21 protein-coding genes are annotated in these 23819 nt (G+C 71.7%); 8 read left to right on the top strand and 13 right to left on the bottom strand.

From position 1 onward, the window contains the following. Position 1: 1 nt before the first annotated feature. The 3 genes from AC3ANS_RS24185 to AC3ANS_RS24175 form a co-directional block, all read right to left on the bottom strand. Positions 2-151, bottom strand: coding sequence for a hypothetical protein (locus AC3ANS_RS24185; RefSeq protein WP_488294116.1), 150 nt, complete (start codon positions 149-151; stop codon positions 2-4). Further along, positions 148-738: a PadR family transcriptional regulator gene (locus tag AC3ANS_RS24180; RefSeq protein ID WP_488294115.1), complete on the bottom strand. Its 591-nt coding sequence runs from the start codon at positions 736-738 to the stop codon at positions 148-150. Before AC3ANS_RS24180 ends, AC3ANS_RS24185 begins: the two co-directional genes overlap by 4 nt. 197 nt (positions 739-935) lie before the next feature. Beyond that, entirely contained in the window at positions 936-3965 is a 3030-nt protein-coding gene (locus tag AC3ANS_RS24175) for a S8 family serine peptidase (RefSeq protein WP_488294114.1), read from the bottom strand. 223 nt (positions 3966-4188) lie between these two features. Between AC3ANS_RS24175 and AC3ANS_RS24170 the strand changes: the two genes are divergently transcribed. Together AC3ANS_RS24170 and AC3ANS_RS24165 are read left to right on the top strand one after the other, a co-directional pair. After that, the gene (locus AC3ANS_RS24170; protein ID WP_488294113.1) at positions 4189-4905 is read left to right on the top strand and encodes an RDD family protein; all 717 of its coding nucleotides are present in this window, start codon (positions 4189-4191) and stop codon (positions 4903-4905) included. Between the two features lie 22 nt (positions 4906-4927). After that, positions 4928-6199 (top strand): alpha/beta fold hydrolase, encoded by a 1272-nt coding sequence (locus tag AC3ANS_RS24165; protein WP_488294112.1) that lies wholly within the window; start codon positions 4928-4930, stop codon positions 6197-6199. Here the strand turns inward: AC3ANS_RS24165 and AC3ANS_RS24160 are convergent. Next, positions 6190-6861 carry a histidine phosphatase family protein gene (locus AC3ANS_RS24160; protein WP_488294111.1) on the bottom strand — a complete coding sequence of 224 codons (672 nt, stop codon included), beginning with the start codon at positions 6859-6861 and terminating at the stop codon, positions 6190-6192. The two genes, AC3ANS_RS24165 and AC3ANS_RS24160, sit on opposite strands and share 10 nt — an antisense overlap. A gap of 92 nt (positions 6862-6953) precedes the next feature. On the opposite strand from AC3ANS_RS24160, the gene AC3ANS_RS24155 reads away from it, so the two are divergent. Next, positions 6954-7394: a VOC family protein gene (locus AC3ANS_RS24155; RefSeq protein ID WP_488294110.1), complete on the top strand. Its 441-nt coding sequence runs from the start codon at positions 6954-6956 to the stop codon at positions 7392-7394. A gap of 119 nt (positions 7395-7513) precedes the next feature. Here AC3ANS_RS24155 and AC3ANS_RS24150 read toward each other — a convergent pair whose 3' ends face one another. Then, a complete protein-coding gene (locus tag AC3ANS_RS24150) occupies positions 7514-8785 on the bottom strand; it encodes an HNH endonuclease (protein WP_488294109.1) in 1272 nt (423 codons plus the stop codon). 237 nt (positions 8786-9022) lie between these two features. Then, positions 9023-10057: a saccharopine dehydrogenase family protein gene (locus AC3ANS_RS24145; protein WP_488294108.1), complete on the bottom strand. Its 1035-nt coding sequence runs from the start codon at positions 10055-10057 to the stop codon at positions 9023-9025. Positions 10058-10127: 70 nt separating this feature from the next. Here AC3ANS_RS24145 and AC3ANS_RS24140 point away from each other — a divergent pair, with 70 nt between their 5' ends. From AC3ANS_RS24140 to AC3ANS_RS24130, 3 genes are read left to right on the top strand one after another with little or no spacing between them, the layout of a single operon-like run. Continuing rightward, the gene (locus AC3ANS_RS24140) at positions 10128-11072 is read left to right on the top strand and encodes a GlxA family transcriptional regulator (RefSeq protein ID WP_488294107.1); all 945 of its coding nucleotides are present in this window, start codon (positions 10128-10130) and stop codon (positions 11070-11072) included. Positions 11073-11081: 9 nt separating this feature from the next. After that, positions 11082-11429 carry a DUF2200 domain-containing protein gene (locus AC3ANS_RS24135; RefSeq protein WP_488294106.1) on the top strand — a complete coding sequence of 116 codons (348 nt, stop codon included), beginning with the start codon at positions 11082-11084 and terminating at the stop codon, positions 11427-11429. A gap of 46 nt (positions 11430-11475) precedes the next feature. Further along, positions 11476-12231 (top strand): SAM-dependent methyltransferase, encoded by a 756-nt coding sequence (locus tag AC3ANS_RS24130; RefSeq protein ID WP_488294105.1) that lies wholly within the window; start codon positions 11476-11478, stop codon positions 12229-12231. Here the strand turns inward: AC3ANS_RS24130 and malQ are convergent. From malQ to AC3ANS_RS24115, 3 genes are all read right to left on the bottom strand, one after another. After that, positions 12192-14063 carry a 4-alpha-glucanotransferase gene (gene malQ / locus AC3ANS_RS24125; protein ID WP_488294104.1) on the bottom strand — a complete coding sequence of 624 codons (1872 nt, stop codon included), beginning with the start codon at positions 14061-14063 and terminating at the stop codon, positions 12192-12194. The two genes, AC3ANS_RS24130 and malQ, sit on opposite strands and share 40 nt — an antisense overlap. A gap of 133 nt (positions 14064-14196) precedes the next feature. Continuing rightward, positions 14197-16392 carry a 3-hydroxyacyl-CoA dehydrogenase NAD-binding domain-containing protein gene (locus AC3ANS_RS24120; protein ID WP_488294103.1) on the bottom strand — a complete coding sequence of 732 codons (2196 nt, stop codon included), beginning with the start codon at positions 16390-16392 and terminating at the stop codon, positions 14197-14199. Between the two features lie 165 nt (positions 16393-16557). Further along, the gene (locus tag AC3ANS_RS24115; protein WP_488294102.1) at positions 16558-17769 is read right to left on the bottom strand and encodes an acetyl-CoA C-acetyltransferase; all 1212 of its coding nucleotides are present in this window, start codon (positions 17767-17769) and stop codon (positions 16558-16560) included. A gap of 68 nt (positions 17770-17837) precedes the next feature. Here AC3ANS_RS24115 and AC3ANS_RS24110 point away from each other — a divergent pair, with 68 nt between their 5' ends. Together AC3ANS_RS24110 and AC3ANS_RS24105 are read left to right on the top strand one after the other, a co-directional pair. Further along, on the top strand, positions 17838-18599 hold the full coding sequence (locus AC3ANS_RS24110) for a MerR family transcriptional regulator (RefSeq protein ID WP_488294101.1): 762 nt from the start codon (positions 17838-17840) through the stop codon (positions 18597-18599). Positions 18600-18628: 29 nt separating this feature from the next. Further along, positions 18629-19531, top strand: a complete 903-nt coding sequence (locus AC3ANS_RS24105) for an NAD(P)H-binding protein (RefSeq protein ID WP_488294100.1) — start codon at positions 18629-18631, stop codon at positions 19529-19531. 146 nt (positions 19532-19677) lie between these two features. On the opposite strand, the gene AC3ANS_RS24100 is transcribed toward AC3ANS_RS24105, so the two are convergent. The 4 genes from AC3ANS_RS24100 to AC3ANS_RS24085 form a co-directional block, all read right to left on the bottom strand. Then, entirely contained in the window at positions 19678-20364 is a 687-nt protein-coding gene (locus AC3ANS_RS24100; RefSeq protein WP_488296560.1) for a CPBP family intramembrane glutamic endopeptidase, read from the bottom strand. Positions 20365-20440: 76 nt separating this feature from the next. After that, on the bottom strand, positions 20441-21937 hold the full coding sequence (locus tag AC3ANS_RS24095; RefSeq protein WP_488294099.1) for a DEAD/DEAH box helicase: 1497 nt from the start codon (positions 21935-21937) through the stop codon (positions 20441-20443). Between the two features lie 158 nt (positions 21938-22095). After that, complete coding sequence (locus AC3ANS_RS24090) at positions 22096-22290, bottom strand: CsbD family protein (RefSeq protein ID WP_488294098.1); 195 nt, start codon at positions 22288-22290, stop codon at positions 22096-22098. A 54-nt stretch (positions 22291-22344) separates the two neighbouring features. Beyond that, entirely contained in the window at positions 22345-23796 is a 1452-nt protein-coding gene (locus AC3ANS_RS24085; protein ID WP_488294097.1) for a flavin-containing monooxygenase, read from the bottom strand. Between the last annotated feature and the right edge of the window lie 23 nt (positions 23797-23819).

Raw genomic sequence — 23819 nt, 5'->3', positions numbered from 1 at the left:
GTCACCGGGCCACCTCCCGGGTGGGCCGGACTTCACGCTTGCGGCCCTCACCGTGATGGGCGGCCCGGATCCGCGCCGCGCTCTGGCGCAGCCACTCGGCCTCCGACTCGCGCAGCAGCTGGGCGTGCTCGACGTCGAACCGCGCCCTCATCGGACGGTCTCCTCGTCGACCGCCGCGATCACGCGGGGAGCATCCTCGGTCTTCGGCCGCTCCAGCGCGGCACGCCGCAGTCGGGCCTCGCAGTGGTCGAGCCACCGGATCTCCGCCTCCGCCGAGAACACCAGCGAGTCGAGCACCAGGCTCCAGGACAGGTCGGCCGGCTCACCCGAGACGGGGCCGCTGCGCTTGAGCCGGGTGTAGTCCTGAAGCGCGGCCATCGTGGCCGAGCGCTGCTGCTGGATGACCGTGCCGACGTCGACGCCCGGCACGGTGACGGCGAGGGCGAGCTTGATCGCCAGCTCGTCGCGCGGGGGCTGGGAGCGGCCGACCGGGGTCGTGAACCACGCCGCCACCTCCTCGCGGCCCGCCGGCGTCACGCGGTAGACCACGTGACCGTCGTCGTCCGCACCCGCGCCCTCGACCAGCCCGTCGCGCTCGAGCCGGGTCAGCGTCGTGTAGACCTGCCCGACGTTGAGCGGCCAGGTCGAGCCCGTCCGCTGCTCGAACTCGCCCCGGAGCTGGTAGCCGTACATCGGCCCCTGCTCCAGCAGCGCCAGCAGTGCCTGCCTGACCGACATCGTGCCTCCCGGGTGGTCTCACCCACACGCCCCCGTGGCGATGGATACCCGGTATGTATACCACGTATGCAGTCATCGCCCAGCCTCCGGACGCGACGAGGCGGCGCCCGGTCCGTGTCCGGGCGCCGCCTCTGCCTGGTTGTCGCCGGGGTCAGCGCCGGCCCGTCATCTCACGGGCCGGCGCCGCCGGCGTGACCTCAGGGGCCCGCGTTGACGTCCACCACGGTGATGTCGTCGGAGTCGGCGTACTCCAGGTAACCCAGGTAGTGCGTACCCGCCGTCAGGCCGCTCCAGGACACCGTGAGCGTCGTCTCCTTGTTCGCCTGCACCGGCACCGGGTCCGGGGTCACCGTGAGGTTGCCCGCGGCCGAGGTCGGGTCCACGCTCCAGAAGTCGAACGCGTACGCCATCGGGGCGCCGGCGTCGCCGGAGGAGAACCCGCTGACCTTGGCCAGGTAGGTGCCCGGGTCGGGATCGCGGAGCGTGACCGCCTCGTCGCCGGACGCCGTGGCCGACTCGCCGACCTCTCCGAGGATGTCGTCGGGCGAGCAGCTGTCGGACGCGTAGACGAACAGGTCGAGGTCGGCCGTGTTGTCGGTCGAGTCGACCTGGAACTTCGCCAGGGCCGCACCGTCGGTGACCGTCACGCACTGGTAGTCGTCCTCACCGACGGCCACGGTGTCGGACACCGTGTCGGAGGCGGCGAGGCCGTGCGGCGTGACATCGAGGGCACCGTCGAAGCCGGCGGTGATCGGTACGTCGACCGAACCGGTCGCGCCCGTGCCCGTCACCAGCGGCGGAGCATCCACCGACAGCGGCTTGAGCGCCACCGGGATCCGGACCGTCGTCGGGCCGGTGAGCGTGACCCAGCCGGTGACGTACTCGCCCAGCGGGGCGGTGGTCCGGATGAACCTGAACGCGACGTCCTGGTTGTCGTTGGCGCGGTCGGCCCGGACCGCCTTCACGTTGGTCTTCATCGTGAAGCCGGGCACCGAGGACGAGATCTTCCAGACACCCTTCATGCTGGACGTGAACGTGCGGTGGAACACCGTGTTGGCGGTGACCGTGGCGTCGGCGAGCGACGGCACGTTGACGTTCTTCGGGTCGACGCTCGGGACCCCGGTGTTGAAGCCGAGCCCGGTGAGGAAGCCGCGCCACTGGGTGGCGCCCGAGGTGACGAACAGTCCCGGGTTGAAGAACTTCCGAGGCGTGACCTCGCCCGAGCCCTGGGCGAACGCGTCGTCGGACGCCTTGCCGTCGGCCGTCTTGGTCGGCGTCGCGGTCGTCATCATCGCCGATTTGATCTGCATCGGCGTCCAGCGCGGGTGAACGCTCTGCATGAACGCCGCCAGGCCGGTGATGTGCGGCGCGGCCATCGACGTACCGGAGTAGAGGTCGTAGTCGCGGTCGTGGTTCGACGGCGGCGCGACCGCGGCCAGCACGCTGACCCCGGGGGCCGCGATGTCCGGCTTGAGGAGGTCACCGCCCGCGGCGATGATCGGGCCGCGCGAGGAGAACCCGCCCACCTGGGGCAGCGGGGTCATGTGCGAGGTGATGTTGCCGAGCTTGAACGACGCCGTCGCGGACGCACCGGCCGAGGCCAGGTAGTCGTAGACCGTCGGGCCGTCGGTGTCGGAGATGTGGATCGTCGGCACCGAGTGGAAGTCGGCGTCGAGGCTGTTCGGCGTGGGGTTGATCAGGATCATCGCCTTGCCGCCCGCACGGGCGACCTCGGCGCTCTTGGCGACCCGGTCGTAGACGCCGCGCTTGCACACGACGATCGTGCCGGCCACCTTCGCCGGGTCGAGCGTGTCCGGACCGCATCGGGTGAGAGCGGCCGGGTCGGCACCGTCGACACCGCTGGCGGCGGCGTCGACGAGCTTGGTCGAGGGCACCGCGGTGCCGGAGACCGAGGCTCCGACGATCTTCTTCCCGTTGCCCAGGACGATCGTGTTCTCGTAGTTGTACGACGTCGACGCGGCCACCGTCGTGAGCCACGGGCTCGGGTGGTCGAGCGTCGACGCACCGGGACCGGAGTTGCCGGCGGAGGCGGACACGAAGACGCCGGCCTCGGCCGCACCCTCGAACGCGAGCTCGGTGGAGTCGAGCGTCGGGCTGGCCCCGCCACCGATCGAGAAGTTCAGCACGTCGGCGCCGTCGATCACGGCCTGGTCGATCGCCTGGATGACGTCGGCGTTGTTGCACCCGCTGTCGTCGGGGTTGGCCGCCTCCCAGCAGACCTTGTAGACCGCGATCCGGGCGGCGGGCGCCATGCCCGTCACGGTCCCGAACTTGCGGCCCTCGGTCGTGACGTTCGAGACCGGCTCACCGGCGGCCGTACTGGCCGTGTGGGTGCCGTGGCCGCCGCCGTCGCGCGGCGAGACCTGCTCGTACGGCGAGAGCTGGTCGACCGGGATGCCGGACAGGAAGCTGTCGCCGTAGTAGCGGGCGCTGATGATCTTGGTGTTGCAGTCGCCGGCGTCCCACTTGTCGGCGATCACGCACTCGCCGTGGAAGACGCCGCCGTCGGCCTTCTCCATCTGGGTCGTGGTGCCGCGGCGCCAGATGTCCCACTTGGTCTGGGGCTTCGTGGTCAGGGGCGCACCGCGGAACGACTTGGACTCCGGCCAGATGCCGGTGTCGAGGTCGGCGACCACGATGCCGTCACCGGCGTGGGACTCACCGCCGTGCTGGGCCCAGGCGCCGTTCTTGCCGGTCAGCCCGAGGAACTCCGGGGTGTGCCAGGTGTCGACCTTGACGTTCTTCGACTTCTCGAGCAGCAGCACGCGGCGGTCGGAGGACATCTCGACGGCCTGCTTCGCGGACAGGTCCGCGATGAACGCGTTGGCGGCGACGGTCACGTCGGCGACCGGCTTCACGCCGTACTCCCCGGCCATCCGGTCGTGGGTCTGGCGCAGGTGGGTCGTGTAGGCCTGCACGCGGGCACTACGGGCGTCGAACTGGCCGTCCGTCGAGCGGGTCGCACCGAAGCTCGGGTTGCCGCCGCCGTAGCTCGCCGCACCCGGTTCGCGCAGCATCACGATGTAGCGACCCGCGGTGAGCGACAACGCGGGCGTGGCGGACGAGCCGGCCGCGCTGCCGGAGGAGGCCGCGACCGCGGGAGCGGTGGCGGGCCCTGCGGCCAGCATGGCGGCGACGACCGCCGTGGACGAGAGGAGCCCGAGCGCGCGTCGCCGCGCGCCGAGCCTGGGGAGGGAGAACGACACGGTGCCTCCTGCCGAGACGGATGGGGGGTTGCACGAAGGATCTCCGGCCGTGTCGGGTGTCGGAGGAAGACTCGTGGTGGGCCCACCCAAGAACAGGAGGACGGCCACGTCAAGGGGTGGCGTGCCGCAGATCGTTGCAATCTGGTCACCTGTCGGTCACCGGTCGATCGCCTGCCGCTCGGCGGGTCGTCGGATGGAGGTCGTGCTCACTACGCTGTCGGCCATGTCGGACTCCGGGAACCCGCCGCAGGACCCCTACGCCAACCCGTACGGCGCTCCCCCGCCTCCGGGCCCGCCGCCGGGCCCGCCGCCGGGCCAGCCTGCGGGCCCGCCGCCCGGCCAGACCCCGCCGCCGTACGCGCAACAGCCACCGCCGTACGGGCAGCCCTACGGCCAGCCCGCCCAGCGCTACGGCCAGCCGGCCTACGGGGTGCCGGGGCCGGCCTACGACCTCGCCCACTGGGGCAAGCGGGTCGGCGGCTACCTGCTCGACAGCCTGTTCACGATGCTGGTCGCGGTCCCCGGCTACGGACTGCTCTTCGGCGGCATCGCCCTCGGCACCCGCAACATGAAGACCTACACCGACGCCTACGGCGTCGACCACACCACCGGCGACTGGGACAACGCGGGCACGCCGCTGGTGATCCTCGGCGCGGTGCTGTTCCTGCTCCCGTTGGCGTTCTTCGTCTGGAACACGTGCGTGCGCCAGGGCCGCACCGGCTACAGCCTCGGCAAGGGCATCGTCGGCATCCGCCTGCTCGGCGAGTCCAGCGGCCAGCCGATCGGCGGCGGCATGTCGTTCGTGCGCTACCTGCTGCACATGCTCGACAGCCTCGCGTGCTACCTGGGCTGGCTGTGGCCGCTGTGGGACGCCAAGCGGCAGACCTTCGCCGACAAGATCCTCAACACCGTGGTCGTCAACCAGCCGAAGGCCAAGTAGCGGGCCGTCGTAGCCTGCCGGGGTGACCACGCGGATCCGCGGACTGCTGCTGACCGACCACGTCGTCGAGGTCCCGCTCGACCACGGGCACCCCGACGGGCGCACCATCGAGGTGTTCGCGCGCGAGGTGGTGGCCGCGGACCGGGCCGGCGACGACCCGCCGTGGCTGCTGTTCCTCCAGGGCGGTCCCGGTGGCAAGTCCCCGCGGCCCGGCAGCGGGGCGGGTGACGCCTGGGTGTGGCACGCGGCGCAGACCCACCGCGTGCTGCTGCTGGACCAGCGCGGCACCGGCCGCAGCACGCCGATCAGCGCCCGGACCGTCCGTGGGAGCGGCGACGCCGAGCTGGCGGCGTACCTGCGCCACTTCCGGGCGGACGCGATCGTCGACGACGCCGAGGTGCTGCGCGCCCTGGTCGCCGGTGGCGCGCAGTGGGAGACGCTCGGGCAGAGCTACGGCGGGTTCGTGACGATGACCTACCTCTCCCGGGCGCCGGAGGGGCTGCGGGCCTGCTACGTCACGGGCGGCCTGCCGGGTCTCACCGCGACCGCCGACGACGTGTACGCGCGGACGTTCCCGCGGATCGCCCGCAAGAACGCGGAGTTCCGGGCCCGGCACCCCGGCGACGCCGAGCGCCTGCGCGCGATCGCCGACCACCTCGAGGAGCACGACGTGCGGCTCCCGGACGGCGACCGGCTGACCGCGCGGCGGCTGCGCACGCTCGGCATGGCCTTCGGCATGAGCGACGGCTACGACCGGATCCACTGGCTGCTCGAGGAGGCCTGGCACGGCGAGGAGCTCGCTGACGGGTTCCGGCACGCGGTGATGGGCCTGACCGGCTGGGTCGACACCCCGCTGGGGGTGCTGCAGGAGTACACCTACGGCCAGCCCGGGATGGCGCCGACCGGATGGGCCGCGCAGCGTGCGATCGAGCGGCGGCCGGAGTTCGCCGCGGACGCCGACCCGCTGCTGATGACCGGCGAGACGATGTTCCCCTGGATGTTCGAGGAGATCGCGGCACTGAAGCCGTTCCGTGGCGCGGCCGACCTGCTGGCGTCGTACGACGACTGGCCGGCGCTCTACGACCTCGACCGGCTCGCGGCCAACGAGGTGCCCGTGGCCGCGATCGTCTACTTCGACGACATGTACGTCGACGCCGACCTGTCGCTCGACACCGCGGCCCGGGTCGGCAACGTGCGGACCTGGGTCACCAACGAGTGGGAGCACGACGGTCTGCGCGCCGATGCCGGCCGGATCCTGCCGCGGCTGATCGAGATGGCGGCAGGTCAGCGGTAGGTGAGCGTCTCGCCCTCGAGGTGCGGGTGCTCGTTGAACGTCAGCAGCCGCGCACCCGTCGAGCCCACGACGACGCGGGTCATCGAGGAGTTCACGACCGTGGTGTTGAAGCGCGCCCACAGCCGGGCGTAGGTCGCGGGGTCGTCGCCGTCGGGGTCGACGAGTGCCGCACAGGCCGCGGCGATCGGGCCCCCCGAGCTGACCACGACGACGGTCCCGCCGGGCCCGGCCTGCTGGCAGGCACGGTCGAGGGCGTCACGGACTCGGCGTACGAAAGCGGTCCAGGGCTCGGCGTAGTCCCCGTCGTCGGCGCCGGCGGTCCAGCGCTGCGTCGCGAGCTCGAAGACCCGCTGGAACTCGCGCCGATCGAGCTCGCCCTCGGGGTGGTCGGGGTAGGCCGCGACCACCCCGAGGTGGTCGAACTCGTCCCAGCCCACGTCGGTCTCGACGTCGGTGTCCCATCCCGCAGCGCCCGCGACCGCCCGGGCGGTCTCCCGATGACGGCGCATGCCGCCACTGACGACCTTGGTCGGCACGACCTTGCGCTCGGCGAGCCACGTCCCCAGGCGGCGCCCCTGCTCCCAGCCGGTCTCGGACAGCACGTCGTAGTCGTCAGCGCCGAACGACGCCTGCCCGTGACGGACCAGCAGCACCACACCCATGCGCCTCAACCTAGAGGGACGATGTCGAGATCGACTCGCCGGCTCCGTCCCAGCATCGACTCGGCACGACAACTCCAGGAGATGGTGGACTCATGGCTCACGTACAGCGCTTCGACCACGTCGGCATCACCGTCGCGGACCTCGAGGCCGCGACGGCATTCTTCGTCGGCCTCGGCCTCGAGGTCGAGGGCACCGGATCGGTGCAGGGCGCGTTCGTCGAGACCGTCTGCAACATCCCAGGCGCGCACTGCGACATCGTGATGCTCCGCCCGCCCGACGACGGCTGCCGGCTGGAGCTCTCGAGCTTCGTCGCGCCCGCCCACGTGCCCGGATCGCCGACTGCGATGGCCAACGAGCTCGGCATCCGCAACGTGTCGTTCGCGGTCGGCGACCTCGACACTGCCGTCGAGGCGGTCGCCGCCGACGGGTACGGCCTCATCGGTGGCATCGGCGAGTACGAGGGCAGCGTGCGGATGGCCTACGTGCGTGGACCGGAGGGGATTATCGTGTCCCTCTTCGAGCAGCTCGGCTGAGTTGCCAGTACGACGTCCGGGCGGTGGCGGCTCTTGGGCTGCGCGTAGCCCAGCGTCGCGACCCTCTAGGCGGACATATCGTAGCCGCGAATGCCGACGCCCGGCGACGCCGAGGCACCTCAGGCAGCCCACTCCGCCAGCATGTCGACGAACTGCGCTTCGAGTCGTGACCTCGGCGCGAGGGACCTGAGGAGTGACGGCGCGGGGGCGGCGGGGGCTCGGGATCGGTGGCGGTGGCCGGTGGGGGTGGTGATCTCGACGGTGTGGGTCTGCTCGACCACGGCCGTAGTCCAGTCGGGGTCGGTCTTGGCGAGGTTGCAGTGTTCGCAGGTGCCTTGGCCGTTGACCTCGGTGGTGGGGCCGCCGTGGGTGTGGTCCTCGATGTGGTCGTGGTGGCGGATCGGGGCGTCGCAGTAGGGGCCACGACAGGTGCGGTCGCGGAGGTCGAGGAAGAACGCGAGGCCCTTGGGGAAGAACCGGGCCTGCGACTCCATCGCGACCAGCCGGCCGGTGTCGGGCGTGGCGTAGAGCCGGCGGAGGGTGGCGATCGCGTCGTCGACGGCGCGGCGGGTGAGATCGCGGGCGGTGTCGGCGGGGAGAGGGCCGTAGCCCATCAGCCAGGCGGGTTCGTGGCCGCCGGCGAGGAGGGTCTCGTCGGAGATGATCAGGTTCACGGCGATCGGGGCGGCGTCGGCGCGGGTCTGTCCGGTGACGCGCTCGACGAGGAGGTCGGCCATCAGCTGGCCCCGGGTGCGGGGGTCGCCCTGGGCGCGGGCCCGGTCGGCGTCGCGGCCCAGGGTGGCCCAGGTGGCGATGCCTTGCTCGGCGGTCAGGGTCGTGGACAGCACCGCCATGGTGTCGGGTGCCGGGCGCAGGGTGACGCGGCGGTCCTGCTCGGCCTGGGAACGGCGGTTGACCACCGCGGCCGGGTCCACCTGGGCGACGATGCGTTGGGCCTCCGCGACCAGGCGCCGGTCACCCCACCCGTCGAACCGGTAGGACCCATCCGGTTGGGCTGAGCAGAGCTGGTGGTCGACGTAGGTGCGCAGCTCAGGGTCCAGGCACGCGGTCTCCCGGGCGACCAGCGTGGCGCGCCACTCGGAGAGCACCCCGGCCTCCATCGCGGCCAGGGTGTGCGGCAACTCGGTGGTCAACGCGGTCGCGAGCCCGACCATTCGCACCCCGCGGGCCGGGGACTCCCGCCGGGCCAGCGCGACCTGGGAGGCCACCGTCCGGCGCTGCTTCGGACCCGCAGAGGCCACCAGCTCCGCGGCCAGCCTGGTCTGCGCGGCACTGGCCCGGGCCTTGAGGTCCTCCAGCGCACGAATCGCCTCGACCCGGTCGGCGTCGGTGCCGACCGAGATCGCGAGCTGTTCGAGGATCGTGGCCATGCGGTATGTTACCGAACAAGTGTTCGATCTGTCAAGCGGCCGCTCTGCACAGCTTCTTTCACGGCTTCTTCTCGAGGTGGCGGCGGCCGGAGAGCCGGGAGCCAACGGTGACCGCTGCGGACCTCTCCCGTCGCTGCCATCGACCGCAACCACCCATTGCCCGCAAGCCGAAGCCGGTCGAGCGGCGGTTTCGAGACAGGCGCTAGCGCGCCTTCCTCAACCACCGGCACGGAAGTGTCACCGATGTCCTGAGACACCGGGCAAGGAAAGCGTGAACCCGTCCACCTCCTGCACCAGCGACGCGAGCACGTCAGGGGCGTCGAACGCCTCGCCGGGGGCGACAGCCCCGACAGCCCGATGAGAGCCCTCGAGCAGCCGGACGGCACCCTCGACGACGATCGGAGCGGTGACCGCGTAGATGTCACGGCCGGTGACACAGGTGCGGACCGCGCGCGAGTCGCGGCGTACGACGACGTCGACGACGAACCGCTGGGCCGAGCGGCCGTGCTCGTCGGCCGCGCTCGGCGGCGGGGTCGCGGCGTCATGGAGGTCCTCGAGCGGCGCGCTGTTGAGGTAGGAGCGCAGGTCGCCGACCTGGAGGTGCCGGCCGATGGTCATCACCTCCGAGAAGGGCAGCTCCACGACGGGCTGCTCGCCGAGCGGCGCCGGGAAAGACCAGGTCCGCGTCGGCGCCGGACTCGCGAGCGGGATGAGGCGGCCGCCGCGGATGACCTGGCGCGGCGCGGTGTTGCGCGCGCCGGTGGCGCGGGTGCCCTCCGTCGGCCACCAGCGGTCCAGGCCGATCGCGACCTCGACCTCGTCCGCGCACGTGTCCCCGTCGAGCGCGGCCGTGAGGAGCAGGTCGCCAAGACCACCGTAGAAGGCCATCGCCGGCACGACCGCGACGCTCGCCGCCCGCGCCGGTGCGTCGAGCTCGCGGTAGAGCTCCTGGACGACCGGCTGCTCGGCGGTGACGTCGAGGTAGTGCGCATCCGCCTCCACGGCGGCCCGAGCGAGCGGCAGCGCCGTGTCGAGGAACGGCCCGGCGCAGTTCACGACCGCGCCCACCCCGGAGACCGCCCGGCGCAGGAGGTCACGGTCGTCGAGGCCGACCACCCGGCAATCGAGGCCACCGGGGACGGCGGCGAGGCCCTCCGCGTTCCGGCCCGCCAGCACCGGCGTCAGGCCGCGGCGCAGCAGCTCGTGGACGACGAAGCGCCCGGTGTGGCCGGCGGCGCCATAGACCAGGACCTGTTCAGAAGAGGCGTTCACGGCTCCATCGTCGGCGCCGCGGGCGACGCGCACGAGCGTCCGAAACGACATGGTGCGTACGGTTTCGGACATGCCGCGGATCGCCCTGGTCATGCACCCCGCGACGATGCTCTACGAGGCGGCCATCGCAGCGGAGATCTTCGGCGTCGACCGCTCCGACCTCTCCCCCGGCACCGGGTGGTTCGACCTCGTCGTCTGCACCCCCGACGGCTCCGCACACCCGTGGCTGCCGCACCTGTCGACGGCGTCGTACGCCGAGATCCCTCAAGCGGACACTGTCGTCGTGCCGTCGACCGACGACCCGGACGGGAGCCCCGACCCGGTCCTCATCGACGCCCTGCGGCAGGCGCACGACCGCGGCGCGCGCATCGCGTCGTTGTGCACCGGCGCCTTCGTGCTCGCCGCGGCCGGGTTGCTCGACGGCCGGGTCGCGACCACGCACTGGATGCACGCCGAGGAGCTGGCGCGCCGCTATCCGCTGGTCGACGTGCGGGCCGACGTGCTCTACGTCGACGAGGGCGACGTGCTCACCTCGGCGGGCAAGACCGCGGCGCTGGACCTCTGCCTCCACCTCGTACGCCGCGACCTCGGCGCCGCGGCGGCCGCCGGGCTCGCGCGGCGGCTGGTCGTGCCGGCCCACCGCAGCGGGGGCCAGGCGCAGTTCATCACCCCGCCGCCCGCGCCCCAGAGCCCCGACGGCCTTGCGCCGACGCTGGAGTGGGCACGTGCCCGGCTCGACCAGCCGCTCACCGTGCGCGACCTGGCCGACCACGCGGGTCTCAGCACGCGACAGCTCGCCCGCCGGATGCACGCCGAGACGGAGTCCAGCCCGCTCGACTGGCTGCACCGCCAGCGCATCACCCGCGCCCAGGAGCTCCTCGAGCGCACCGACGCCTCGGTCGATCAGGTCGCGGCGAGCTGCGGCCTCGGGACCGCCGCCACACTGCGCCGCCACTTCCACCGCACGGTCGGCGTCACCCCGACTGCCTACCGGGAGACGTTCCGGCTCACCTAGTGTCGAGAGATGCATCGGATCTTCACCACCAGCGTCGCGTCGGTGTACCCCCACTACGTGGCGAAGGTGGAGAAGAAGGGCCGCACGGTCGAGGAGCTGGACGAGGTGATCCGGTGGCTGACGGCGTACGACGAGGCCGCCCTGCGCCGGCACCTGGACGCTGGGACGACGTTCGAGGACTTCTTCGCCCAGGCGACGCTGAACCCGAACGCCACCCTCATCACCGGCCCTGTCTGCGGCGTGCGGGTCGAGGACGTCGAGGATCCGCTGATGCAGAGGATCCGCTACCTCGACAAGCTCGTCGACGAGCTTGCCAAGGGACGTCCGATGAGCAAGATCCTGCGCGCACCGGACTAGTCGAAATCCTCTGTCGCACCGCGGCCGGCTGCTGTCGGATGGCGACATGGACACACCCGCCTTCCTCCGCGCGTTCGAGATCCGTGAGGGACACCACCGCATCCACGACCCGTTCAGCGAGGAGAAGCTCGCGATCCTCGGCCGGGCCCTCCGCCTCCGTGGGGGAGACCGCATCCTCGACCTGGCCTGTGGGTCGGGCGAGATGCTCTGCACCTGGGCCCGCGACCACGGCATCGCCGGGGTCGGGGTGGACCTCAGCGATGACTTCGTGGCAGCGGCGACCGCCCGGGCCCGCGAGCTGGGCGTCGCTGCCCGCGTCGACTTCGTGCATGCCGACGCGGGCGAGTACGTCGGGGAGCCGGCGTACGACGTCGTCTCGTGTCTCGGCGCCACCTGGATCGGCGGCGGCCTGGCCGGCACGCTCGCGCTGATGGAGCGCAGCCTGCGCCCGGGCGGGATTGCCCTGGTGGGCGAGCCCTACTGGGCCCAGGAGCCCCCGGACGAGGAGACGGTCCGGGCCTGCCACGCCGAGTCGCGCGACGACTTCCGCTCGCTGCCGGGCCTGGTGCGTGAGCTCGGCGAGCTCGGCTGGGACGTCGTCGAGATGGTGCTGGCCGCGCCCGACGACTGGGACCGCTACGTCGCGGCGCAGTGGCTGACGACCCGCCGGTGGCTCGACGAGCACCCCGACGACGAGCTGGCGCCGCAGCTGCGCGCCGAGCTGGACACCGCGCCGCTCGAGCACGTGACCTATCAGCGTGACTACCTCGGGTGGGGCGTGTTCGCGCTGATGCGGCGCTGAGCCAGCCGCACCAACCGGGCCGCCGAGGGTGAGTCCTCGAGCTCGTCGACCGGCACCGGCAGAGGGATCCGCCAGTTGACGCGCTCGACCGTGCCGGGGATGTTCGGGCGGCGCTCCTCGAGCACGGCGTCCTCGAGCGAGAGCTGGAGCAGCAGGCACGGCGCCCGGGTGAGCTGCTCGTACGCCGCCGCCACGGCGTCGGCCGAGGTCGCGCCGGGGTCGAGGCCGTCGCGGCTGAGCTTCTCCAGCAGGTCGCGGCGCCCGCCGTAGACGTCGGCCTCGGGCATCCCGGTCGCCACCAGCTGCTCCTCGGCGTCCGACCCGGTCCACAGCCCGGCCACGGTGGGCAGGTCGTGGGTGGTGACGGTGGCCAACGCACCGGCCGGCCAGGTCGCGGGGTCTTCCTCCTCGAACCACAGCACCTTGTAGGACAAGATGCCGCGCTCGGCCAGCGCCTCCGGCACTCCCGGCTCGACCGTGCCGAGGTCCTCGCCCACCACGACGGCCCGCGCCCGGTGGGACTCCAGCGCGACGATGTCGAGCAGGTCGTCGCTGGGGTAGTGCACGTAGGCGCCGTCGGTGGCGCCAGCGTCGGCGGGGATCCACCACAGGCGGAACAGCCCCATCACGTGGTCGATGCGCAGGCCGCCGGCCCCGGCGATCGTGCCGCGCACCGACGAGATGAACGGCTCGTAGTCCGCCTCACGGAGCCGCCACGGCACCAGCGGCGGTGAGCCCCAGTCCTGACCGAGGCTGTTGAGCGCGTCGGGCGGCGCACCGACGGTGACGCCGTGCGCCATCACGTCCTGCCACGCCCAGGAGTCCGCGCCGCCGCCGGACACCCCGATCGGGAGGTCCTGCAGGACGGTGAGGTCGCCGGACGCCCCGCGCAGCTGGGCGTCGAGCTGCCACTGGAGCCAGGCGTGGAAGCCGATCCGCTCCCCGTGGTCCGCGCGGAACGCCGTCACCGCCGGGCCGTCCGGACGCCGGAGCCCCTCGGGCCACGCGTGCCAGTCGGGGCCGTGCGTCTCGGCCAGGGCGCACCAGGTCGCGAACTCCTCGAGCCCAGCCCCCTGCTGCTCCCGCCATCGGGTGAAGGCGGGGTCGTCGACGGTGCGAAGACAGGCCGCGGCGAGCGCCGCCTGCTTCACCTCCCAGACCGCGTCGCGGTCGACGAGCGGCTCGGCCGCGACCCGGCGTACGTGCTCGACGTCGACGTCGTCGTCGTCGTAGCCAGGCACCTGGTCGACCCGGAGGTACAGCGGGTTGCGGAAGCGGCGGGTGGCCGGCAGGTAGGGGCTGGCCTCCTGCGGCGCCGTCGGCGCGACCGCGTGCAGCGGGTTGACCAGCAGGAACCCGCCGCCCTCGCGCTCGGTCCACTCCCGCAGGGTGCGCAGGTCGCCCAGGTCGCCGATGCCCCAGCTCGCGGCCGAGCGCGCGGCGTACAGCTGCACCGCCCAGCCCCACGCCTGCCGCTCGGGCAGCCAGCAGCGGCCCGGCGAGACGATCAGGCGCCGCTCGAGGCCGCTCACGGTGCGCAGCCGGTGATAGCCGAGCGGGAAGTCGTCGGGCAGCCGCCCCTCGACCGTCCACGTGGCCCCGTCCTCGCAGGTGATCCGCACGACGCCCAGGCCCAGGTCGCGACCCGGGCGGGTGACGATCGGGGCGCGCTCCTCGAGGTCGACAGGCGGGGTGCCGATCACGGTGCGCAGCCGCTCGATCGTCGTCTCGCCCACCTGCTGGGGGCGCTCGTCGGAGTCGATCCAGTCCCGCTGGATGCCCCACGCGTCCACACTCATCGACTCGGCCCCGTCGCTCGTGTCTGCTGCCATGTCCCCACGGTGCCCGACCGCGGCGCCGGGCATCCGCGGGGGGTGCCGGTGCGGCCCAGCGCAGGCGGCCTGAACCCGCACGACGCGCCGAGGCTCCCCGGCGTGTCGTGCGGGTTTCGGCCAGCCGAACCCCTCAGGCCGGGAAGGAGCCCCCGGACGCGGCGAGGTCGCGCAGGTACGCCGTGGGGCGGAACCGCTCGCCGTACGCCTCGGCCAGCTCGTCGGCGCGGGCGACGAAGGCGCCCAGGCCGACCTGGCCCGCCGCGTTCTCGTAGCCCTGCATGAACTGCGCGGCGCCGCCGGTCAGCGCCGGGAAGCCGATGCCCATGATCGAGCCGATGTTGGCAGCGGCCGCTGACTCGATCACGCCCTCCTCGAAGCACTTCGCGGTCTCGAGCGCCTCGATGAACAGCATCCGGTCCTTCATGTCCTGCAGCGGGATCGGCTGCTCGGCACGCGGGAACGCCTCGGCCAGTCCGCTCCAGATGCCCTGGCGCTGACCGGACTCGTCGTACTCGTAGAAGCCGGCGCCCTTGAGCCGCGAGGGGCGGCCGAGCTCGATCATCTTCGCGACCACCGACTCACCGGCCGACGGCTCCCAGGTGCGGCCCTCGCGCTCAGCCGCGTCGGCGTTGGCCTTCTGGATCTTGACCATCAGCTCCATGTTGAGCTCGTCGGTGAGCTGCAGCGGGCCGACCGGATAGCCGGCCTGGGTGCCCGCGCGCTCGATCGAGACCGGGTGGACGCCCTCGCCGAGCATCGAGAGGCCCTCCATGACCTGGGTGCCGATGACCCGCGAGGTGTAGAAGCCGCGGCTGTCGTTGACCACGATCGGGGTCTTGCGGATCTGCTGGACCACGTCATAGGCCTTGGCCAGCGCGACGTCGGAGGTCTCCGCACCCTTGATGATCTCGACCAGCGGCATCTTGTCGACGGGGCTGAAGAAGTGCAGCCCGATGAAGTCGGCCGGCCGGTCGACGCCGGTCGCGAGCTCGGTGATCGGCAGCGTCGAGGTGTTGGAGCACAGCAGCGCGTCAGCGTTGACGTACGGCGCGATCTCGGCGAACACTGATCGCTTGAGCGAGGGGTCCTCGAAGACCGCCTCGATCACCAGGTCGCAGCCCGCGAGGTCGGCCGGGTCGGCGGTGGCGGTGATGCGGCCCAGCAGCTCGGCCTTCTTGTCCTCGGTGCTGCGGCCCTTGGCGATCGCCTTGTCGAGCAGCTTCTCGGAGTAGGCCTTGCCCTTGTCGGCGCTCTCCTGCGCCACGTCCTTGAGCACGACCTCCATGCCGGCGCGGGCGCAGGAGTAGGCGATGCCGGCGCCCATCATGCCGGCGCCGAGCACGCCGACCTTGACCGCGCGGTACGGCGCGATGCCCTGCGGGCGCAGCGATCCGGAGTTGATCGCCTGCAGGTCGAAGAAGAACGCCTGGATCATGTTCTTCGAGCCCTGGTTGACGATCAGGTTGGTCAGGTAGCGCGACTCGATCCGCGAGGCGGTGTCGAAGTCGACCAGCGCGCCCTCGACCGCGGCGGACAGGATCGCCCGCGGCGCGGGGTAGACGGCGCCCTTGGTCTGCTTGCGCAGCAGCGCCGGGAAGGCCGGCAGGAACGCCGCCAGCGACGGGGTGGTCGGCGAGCCACCGGGCATCTTGTAGCCGGGCTTGTCCCAGGGGTTCTGGGTCGCGTCGGGGTTGGCCTTGATCCACGCCTTGGCGGCGGGCACCAAGTCCTCGCGGGTGCCGACCAGCTCGTCGACGAGCCCCTTGGAGAAGGCCGCCGACGGCTTGAACTGGGTGCCGGGCAGCAGCACGTCCATAAGGCCGGACTGCAGGCCGAGGAGGCGTACGACGCGGGTCACGCCGCCACCGCCGGGCAGCAGGCCCAGGGTCGACTCGGGCAGGCCGAGCTTGATGCTGTCGTCGTCGACCACGACGCGGTGGTTGCAGGCCAGGCAGATCTCGAAGCCGCCACCGAGGGCGGCGCCGTTGACCGCGGCCACCACCGGGCGCGGGTACTGCTCGAGCCGGCGCAGGCCGGCCTTGACGGCCTCGCCCATCGCGAACACCGAGCCCGCGTCGGCCTTGGTCGCCTGGACCATGTTCTTGAGGTTGCCGCCGGCGAAGAAGGTCTTCTTCGCGCTGGCGACCACCACGCCCGTGACGCTGTCGACCTCGTCGTACAGCCGCTGGACCATCGCGGCCATCGACTCGAGGTAGAGCTCGTTCATGGTGTTGGCGCTCGACGTGGGGTCGTCGAGGGTGAGGGTGACGATGCCGTCGGCGTCCTTGTCGTAGCGGACGGCGGTCTGCTGGGTGCTGGTGCTCATCTGTGAGGTCCTCATCGGCTGGTTCGTAAGTTCGTGGTTGCGGTGGCCCGTCGGCTCACTGGGTCTCGACACGCTCCTCGCGACTTCGCACGCTCAGTCGCGTCGCTTGCTCGACCACCGTCGTATCGCGTCGACTCGTCGCCGGTGGTCTGGCGGCTCCGCCGCTCAGACCACCTCGACGATCGTCGCGATACCCATGCCGCCACCGACGCAGAGCGTGGCGAGGCCGCGCCGCAGGTCGCGGCGCTGGAGCTCGTCGACCAGGGTGCCGAGGATCATCGCGCCGGTCGCGCCGAGGGGGTGGCCCATGGCGATCGCGCCACCGTTGACGTTGGTGATGTCGTGGCTGATGCCCAGGTCGCGCATGAACCGCATGGCGACGGCGGCGAACGCCTCGTTGATCTCGAACAGGTCGATGTCGCCGACCTCGAGGCCGGCGCGAGCCAGCGCCTTGCGGGCGGCCGGGGCGGGGCCGGTCAGCATGATCGTCGGGTCGGCGCCGGAGACCGCGGTGGAGATGATCCGGGCCCGCGGGGTCAGGCCGAGCTCGGCGCCGATCTCCTCGGTGCCGATCGCGACCAGCGAGGCGCCGTCGACGATGCCTGAGGAGTTGCCGGCGTGGTGGACGTGGTCGATCCGCTCGACCCAGTGGTACTTCTCGAGCGCGACGTCGTCGAAGCCCGCCTGGGCGCCGATGTCGGCGAAGCTCGGCTTGAGGCCGGCGAGGCCCTCGGGGGTGGTGTCCGGGCGGATCGTCTCGTCGTGGTCGAGCACGACCAGCCCGTTCTGGTCGCGGACCGGCACGATCGCGCCGTTGAAGTAGCCGTTCGCCCAGGCCTTGGCGGCCCGGTGGTGGGACTCCGCGGCGTACGCGTCCACGTCGTCGCGGGTCCAGCCCTCGATGGTGGCGATCAGGTCGGCGCCGATGCCCTGCGGCACGAAGCCCGTGGTGAGCGCGGTCGCCGGGTCGGAGGCCCAGGCGCCGCCGTCGGAGCCCATCGGCACCCGGCTCATCGACTCCACGCCACCGGCGAGGATCAGGTCCTCGAAGCCACCGCGGACGCGCGAAGCGGCCTGGTTGACGGCCTCGAGCCCGGAGGCGCAGAAGCGGTTGAGCTGTACGCCGGCGACGGTCTCGGGGTAGCCGGCCTTGAGGGCGGCTGTCTTGGCGATGTCACCGCCCTGCTCGCTCACCGGCGACACGACACCGAGGACGACGTCATCGACGCGCTCGGGGTCGAGCGAGGGGTTACGCTCCTTGATCTCGTCCAGGAGCCCGACGATCAGATCGACGGGCTTCACCTCGTGGAGGGACCCGACCTTCTTGCCCTTGCCGCGCGGGGTGCGGATGTGGTCGTACACGAATGCCTCAGCCATGGACCGATTGTGACACTATTACTGTCAGCGTCAAGGGACCGACTGAGCTGGGATCTGTGAGGAGGGTCATGAACGACAAGGAGTCCTCGGTGGAGTCCAAGGTCGACTCCGTACGTGAGCTGCTGACCCTCGAGGAGCTCACGAACCGGGTCGGGATGAGCGTGCGCAACATCCGCTTCTACACGACCAAGGGGCTCGTGCCGCCGCCCATCCGGCGCGGGCGCTCGGGCTACTACAGCCCCGACCACGTCGCCCGGCTCGAGCTGGTGCAGGAGCTGCAGGCACACGGGTTCACGCTGTCCGCGATCGAGAAGTACCTGGTCGGCATCCCGGCCGACGCCTCGCCCGAGGACATCGCGCTGCACCGCACGATGCTCGCCCCGTGGCAGGCCGACGTGCCCGTCGAGATGTCCCGCCCCGAGCTCGAGAAGCGCACCGGCCGGTCGCTGAGCGAGGAGGACCTCGCGACGCTGGCCGCGCTCGGCATCGTGTTCCGCACCAAGCGCGGGCGCTACGAGGTCGCGGTCTCCCAGCTCTCGGTCGGGCTCGGGCTGCTCGACCTCGGGTTCCCCACCGAGGCCGCGATCGCCGCCGGTGAGGTGTACGCCGAGCACGGCCGGATGATCGCGAAGGAACTCAACGAGCTGTTCCGGACCATGGTCTGGCCGGTCTACAAGGAGTCGGGTGCTCCGCCCCAGAAGCTGCGCGAGGTCGTCGAGCGGCTCAAGCCGTTGTCGATCGCGAGCCTGGTCTCGGCCTACGAGGCGGCCATGGACGAGACCCGTCGCGAGGAGATCGCCGCGCGGAGCCGGCGTACCGCGAAGGATTGAAATCGCCGTATGGGGGCCACAGTGTTCCCATGACCGACGCCGCGGCCCCGCCGCTCTCCGTGCTCGTGACCGGCGCCACCGGATTCGTCGGCAGCCGCCTGGTGCCGGCGCTGATCGAGGCGGGCCACACGGTCCGCGCGATGACGCGCCACCCGGACTCCTACGACGGGCCGGGCGAGCCGGTGGCGGGCGACGTCGGCGACCCTGGGTCCCTCGCCACGCCGCTGGACGGCGTCGACGTCGCGATCTACCTCGTGCACTCCCTGGACGACGACGACTTCGAGAACAAGGACGCCGAGGCGGCGCGCACCTTCGGCCTGGCCGCCGCCGCGAGCGGCACCCGCCAGATCGTCTACCTCGGTGGGCTCGGCAAGGACGACGACGAGCTCTCGCCGCACCTGCGGTCGCGACGCGACGTCGAGCGGCTGCTCGGGGAGTCCGGTGTGCCGGTCACCGTGCTGCGGGCCGCGATCGTGGTCGGTTCCGGCGGCATCTCCTGGGAGATGACCCGCCAGCTGGTGAAGAACCTGCCGGCGATGGTGGTCCCGAAGTGGGCCGCCACCCGCACCCAGCCGATCGCACTCGACGACGTGGTGCGCTACCTCGCGGGAGTCGTCGCTGTCGAGAAGGCCTTCGGGCAGATCTACGAGATCGGCGGCCCCGACCAGCTCAGCTATGTCGAGATGCTCCAGCAGGCGGCCGAGGTCATCCAGGGCCGGCAGCTGCCGATCTTCACGGTCCCGGTGCTGACGCCCAAGCTGTCGTCGTACTGGATCTCGTTCGTGACGAACGTCGACGCCACCACCGGCCGCAACCTCATCGACTCGATGGGCACCGAGGTGATCGTCACCGACCACGCCATCCGCGACCTGGTGCCGGGCGAGCCGATCACCTACCGCGAGGCCGTGCGTCGCGCCATCGAGGAGAGCTGAGCGTCAGTTGGTCACGGGTCGGCCGATCCGCTGAGCGGCTGCCCTGGTCTCGATACGCCGGGCGCGCCTTCGTCCCTCAGGCGCGCGGCTACTCGACCTTGCTGCAGATTCCTGTCCTCCCGAGCACGCTCGGGAGGACAGGGCAGCTAAAAGAGGGCGGGGAGGGCGAACAGCATCGTCAGCGACCACACGACGTGGGTGAGGATCGGGGCCAGGATGCCGCCCGAGGCACGACGCTGCAGCCCGTCGAGCGCGCCGAGGAGCAGGGCGGCGAAGGCGAGCATCACGTTGCCAGTGGCGAGCGTGGCCACGGCGTAGGCCAGCGTGGTGATCACGACCGGGTAGCGGGTGATCGCGGCGTACGCCGCACCCCGGAAGAACATCTCCTCCGCGATGCCGTTGACCGCGGTCACCACCACGAGCAGCGGCCACGAGCCCTGGTCGGCGTGATCGACCACGGAGCGCACCTGCTCGTCGAGGTAGGGGATCTGCCGCACGACCAACGCGCCGATGACGAACACGCCGGCCAACGCGAGCCCGAGCACGATCGGCGTGAGCACCGGCCGCGAGCCGACCGCGCCGGCCTCGGTGGACGTGCGCCCCAGGTGGAGCGGGCCGGAGGCGAATGCGCCGACGGCCCACACCGCGGCCAGGCCGAGCGTTGCGGGATAGAACCAGGCGCTGCCGGGCTCGATACGCAACGACAGGCCCAGCACGATGCCGCCGAGCACGACGAAACCCGCCGTCACCAGCTGGCGACGGCGCAGCTCGGCCGGGGTGGAGCGATGGTCGCGCGGGACCATGTCCCACAGCGCGCGCCGCAACCAGGTCATCACGAGTCGGCTCACCCCTTCCGGAGAGGCTGTCCCCCGATCGGGGGACAGCCACACCCGTCAGCGTGTGTGACGCTCAGCGGCGCCCGGAGCTGAACGACGCGGCGCTGTGCCTCGAGGCGCCACCCGTCGCCGCGCCGGCGCCACCGGAGCGGCGCCGTGACCGGTTGCCACCGCCAGAGCCGCCGGAGCCGCCAGAGCCGCCTGCCGCACCCGAGCCGGCCTTGGCGCCGGAGCCGGCCTTCGCCGCGGATCCCGCCCCGCCGGAGCGGCGTCCGCGGGAGCGGTTGCGGCCACCGCCGGAGCGACCCGAGCCCGGTGCCGAGCCCTCGGACCGCGGTCCGCGGGCCGGCTGCGCCGGGGCCTCGACGACGAGGCCGCCGGGCACCAGCACCCGTTCGCCGGGCGCGAGCTCGACGAGCAGCGGGTGGCTGGCGCCGTGGATCTTGGTGGTGGTCGGCTTGATGCCGGCCGCACGGGTGAGGTCGCGTACGTCGCGCACCTGCTCGTCGGTCATCAACGTGATGACCGTCCCGCGGGCACCGGCGCGCGCCGTACGTCCCGAGCGGTGCAGGTAGGCCTTGTGCTCGACCGGCGGGTCGGCGTGCACCACGAGGGCCACGTCGTCGACGTGGATGCCGCGGGCGGCGATGTCGGTGGCGACCAGCGTGGTGGCGCGACCGGAGTGGAACGCGTCCATGTTGCGGGTGCGCGCACCCTGGCTGAGGTTGCCGTGGAGCTCGACCGCGGGCACGCCCGACTTGTTGAGCTGCTTGGCCAGCGACTTGGCGCCGTACTTGGTGCGGGTGAAGACGACCGTGCGGCCCGGGGCGCTGGTCAGGTCGACGAGCACCGGCACGCGGTGCTCGCGGCCGACGTGCAGCACGTGGTGGTCCATCGCGGCGACCGGCGACTGCGCCGAGTCGGCCTGGTGGGTCACGGGGCTGTGCAGGAAGCGCTTGACGAGTACGTCGATCGCCTTGTCCAGCGTGGCCGAGAACAGCAGCCGCTGGCCGTCGGCGGGGGTGCGGTCCATGATCCGGCGGACGCCGGGCAGGAAGCCCAGGTCGGCCATGTGGTCGGCCTCGTCGAGGATCGTGATCTCGACCTGGCTGAGGTCGCAGTGACCCTGGCCGATGAGGTCCTCGAGGCGGCCGGGGCAGGCCAGGAGGACGTCGACGCCCTTGCGCAGGCCGTTGACCTGGGGGCCCTGGCCGACGCCGCCGAAGACGGTCTGGGTGGTGAGGCCGGAGGTGCGGGCCAGAGGCTTGAGCGCCTCCTCGATCTGGTTCACGAGCTCGCGGGTCGGGGCCAGGATCAGCGCGCGCGGCTTGCGGGTCTGCGCCGGCCGGGCGGACGCCGTCAGGCGCGCCACGAGCGGGAGCAGGAAGGCGTAGGTCTTGCCGGAGCCGGTGCGGCCCCGGCCGAGCACGTCCCGGCCCGCGAGCGAGTCGGGGAGCGTGGCGGCCTGGATGGGCGTGGGCTGGGTGATGCCGAGGTCGCTGAGGACGGCGGCAAGGGTTGCGGGGACGCCGAGGTCGGCGAAGCCCGCAGCGGTAACTGCAGAAGACAAGAGAGAACTACTCACTGTTGGCGTGTCTCGCCAGGTGGATCCCGAGAAGGAGTGGCGCAGCGCAGATATGGCCGCGCATAGCCCGAGGCAAGACGGAACGGGCTGCTCCCCCAGTGTAGGGGAAGCAGCCCGTCAGACCCGCATCGAGCGCGGGAGTGCTACTTGGTCAGGCCGTCCTTGACGTCCTTGGCGGCGTCCTTGACGTGCTCGCCGGCGTTCTTGAGCTTGCCCTCGGACTGGTCGGCCGTGCCTTCGGCCTCGAGGTCGCGGTCGCCCGTGGCCTTGCCCGTGGACTCCTTGACCTGCCCGCCGGCCTCTTCCAGCTTGTTCTTGGCCTTGTCACCGATTCCCATGACTACCTCCTGTGGACTGGTCGTGCAGTAGGAGGGAGGTAGCCGTTCTGGTGCTCAGTGAAACGTCAGGACCCCGTCGTCGATGCGGTCGTGGTTGATCGAGCGCATGTCCTTGAGGTAGTTCTGGCGCAGCTTCCACGGCTCTCGGTCACCCTGGCGGGGCAGTGTGTCGAGGGCCCGCAGGATGTAGCCGGAGCTGAAGTCGATCAGCCGCTCCTCGCCGACCGAGGGGTCGCGCGGCGCCACCGCCCGGCGTACGCCGTGCTCGTCCATGTAGGTCAGCAGCCGGCAGACGAAGTCGGCCACCAGGTCGGCCTTCAGCGTCCACGAGGCGTTGGTGTAGCCGATGGTGAACACGAAGTTGGGGACGTCGCTGAGCATCAACGCCTTGTAGGTCATGGTCTCCGGCATCTTCACCTTTGTGCCGTCGACGACCAGCTCGATGCCGCCCATCGCCTTGAGCGTGAGGCCGGTGGCGGTGACGATGACGTCCGCCTCGATCTCCTCGCCCGAGCGCAGCCGGATGCCGGTCGGGGTGAACGAGTCGATGTGGTCGGTGACCACCGAGGCCTTCCCGGCGCGCATCGACTTGAACAGGTCGCCGTCCGGCACGAAGCACAGCCGCTGGTCCCAGGGGTTGTAGGCGGGCTTGAAGTGCACGTCGACGTCGACGCCCGGGGGGAGCTGCTTGGCGGTCATCTTGCGCAGCACGTTCTTGACCAGCTGCGGGCGGCGTTGAGCGAGCTGGTAGGTCGCGACAGCGGCCAGGATCGCCTTCCACCGCACGATCGGGTAGCTGACCCGGGTGGGCAGGCGCTTGAGCCGGGTGGCCAGCGGGTCCCGGCCGGGGAGCGAGAGGATGTACGTCGGCGAGCGCTGCAGCATCGTCACGTGGCCGGCACCGGCGTTGGCCATCGCCGGCACCAGCGTCACCGCGGTGGCCCCGGAGCCGATGACCACGACCCGCTTGCCGGCGTAGTCGAGGTCCTCGGGCCAGTGCTGAGGGTGCACGATCGGCCCGCGGAAGTCCGCCTGGCCGGGGAACTCCGGGGAGAAGCCCTCGTCGTAGTCGTAGTAGCCGCCGCAGGCCCACAGCAGGTGGGTGGTGAGCGTGCTGATCTCACCGTCGCGGTCGACCTCGACCGTCCAGAGGTCGGACGCGGAGTCCCAGCTCGCGGACACGACGCGGTGGCGGTAGCGGATCAGCTCGTCCACGGCGTACTCACGCGCCACGGTCCGCAGGTAGTCGAGGATCGAGGCGCCGTCGGCGAGCGCGGTGTCGCCCGGCCAGGGGCGCCACTTGAAGCCGAACGTGAACATGTCGGAGTCGGAGCGGATGCCCGGGTAGCGGAACAGGTCCCAGGTGCCGCCGCTGGCCTCGCGCGCCTCGAGCACCGCGACGCTGCGCTCGGGATGCTCGGTGCGCAGCCGGCAGGCGGCGCCGATGCCGGACAGGCCGGCGCCGACGATCAGGACGTCCACGTGCTCGATGCCGGGGGTGGTCATGGGCAGACCTTACTGAATATCTG

Source organism: Nocardia sp. 149-1B, assembly GCF_057747975.1.
Note: the sequence above shows the minus strand (reverse complement) of the source record. Positions and strands in the feature narration are given on the sequence as shown.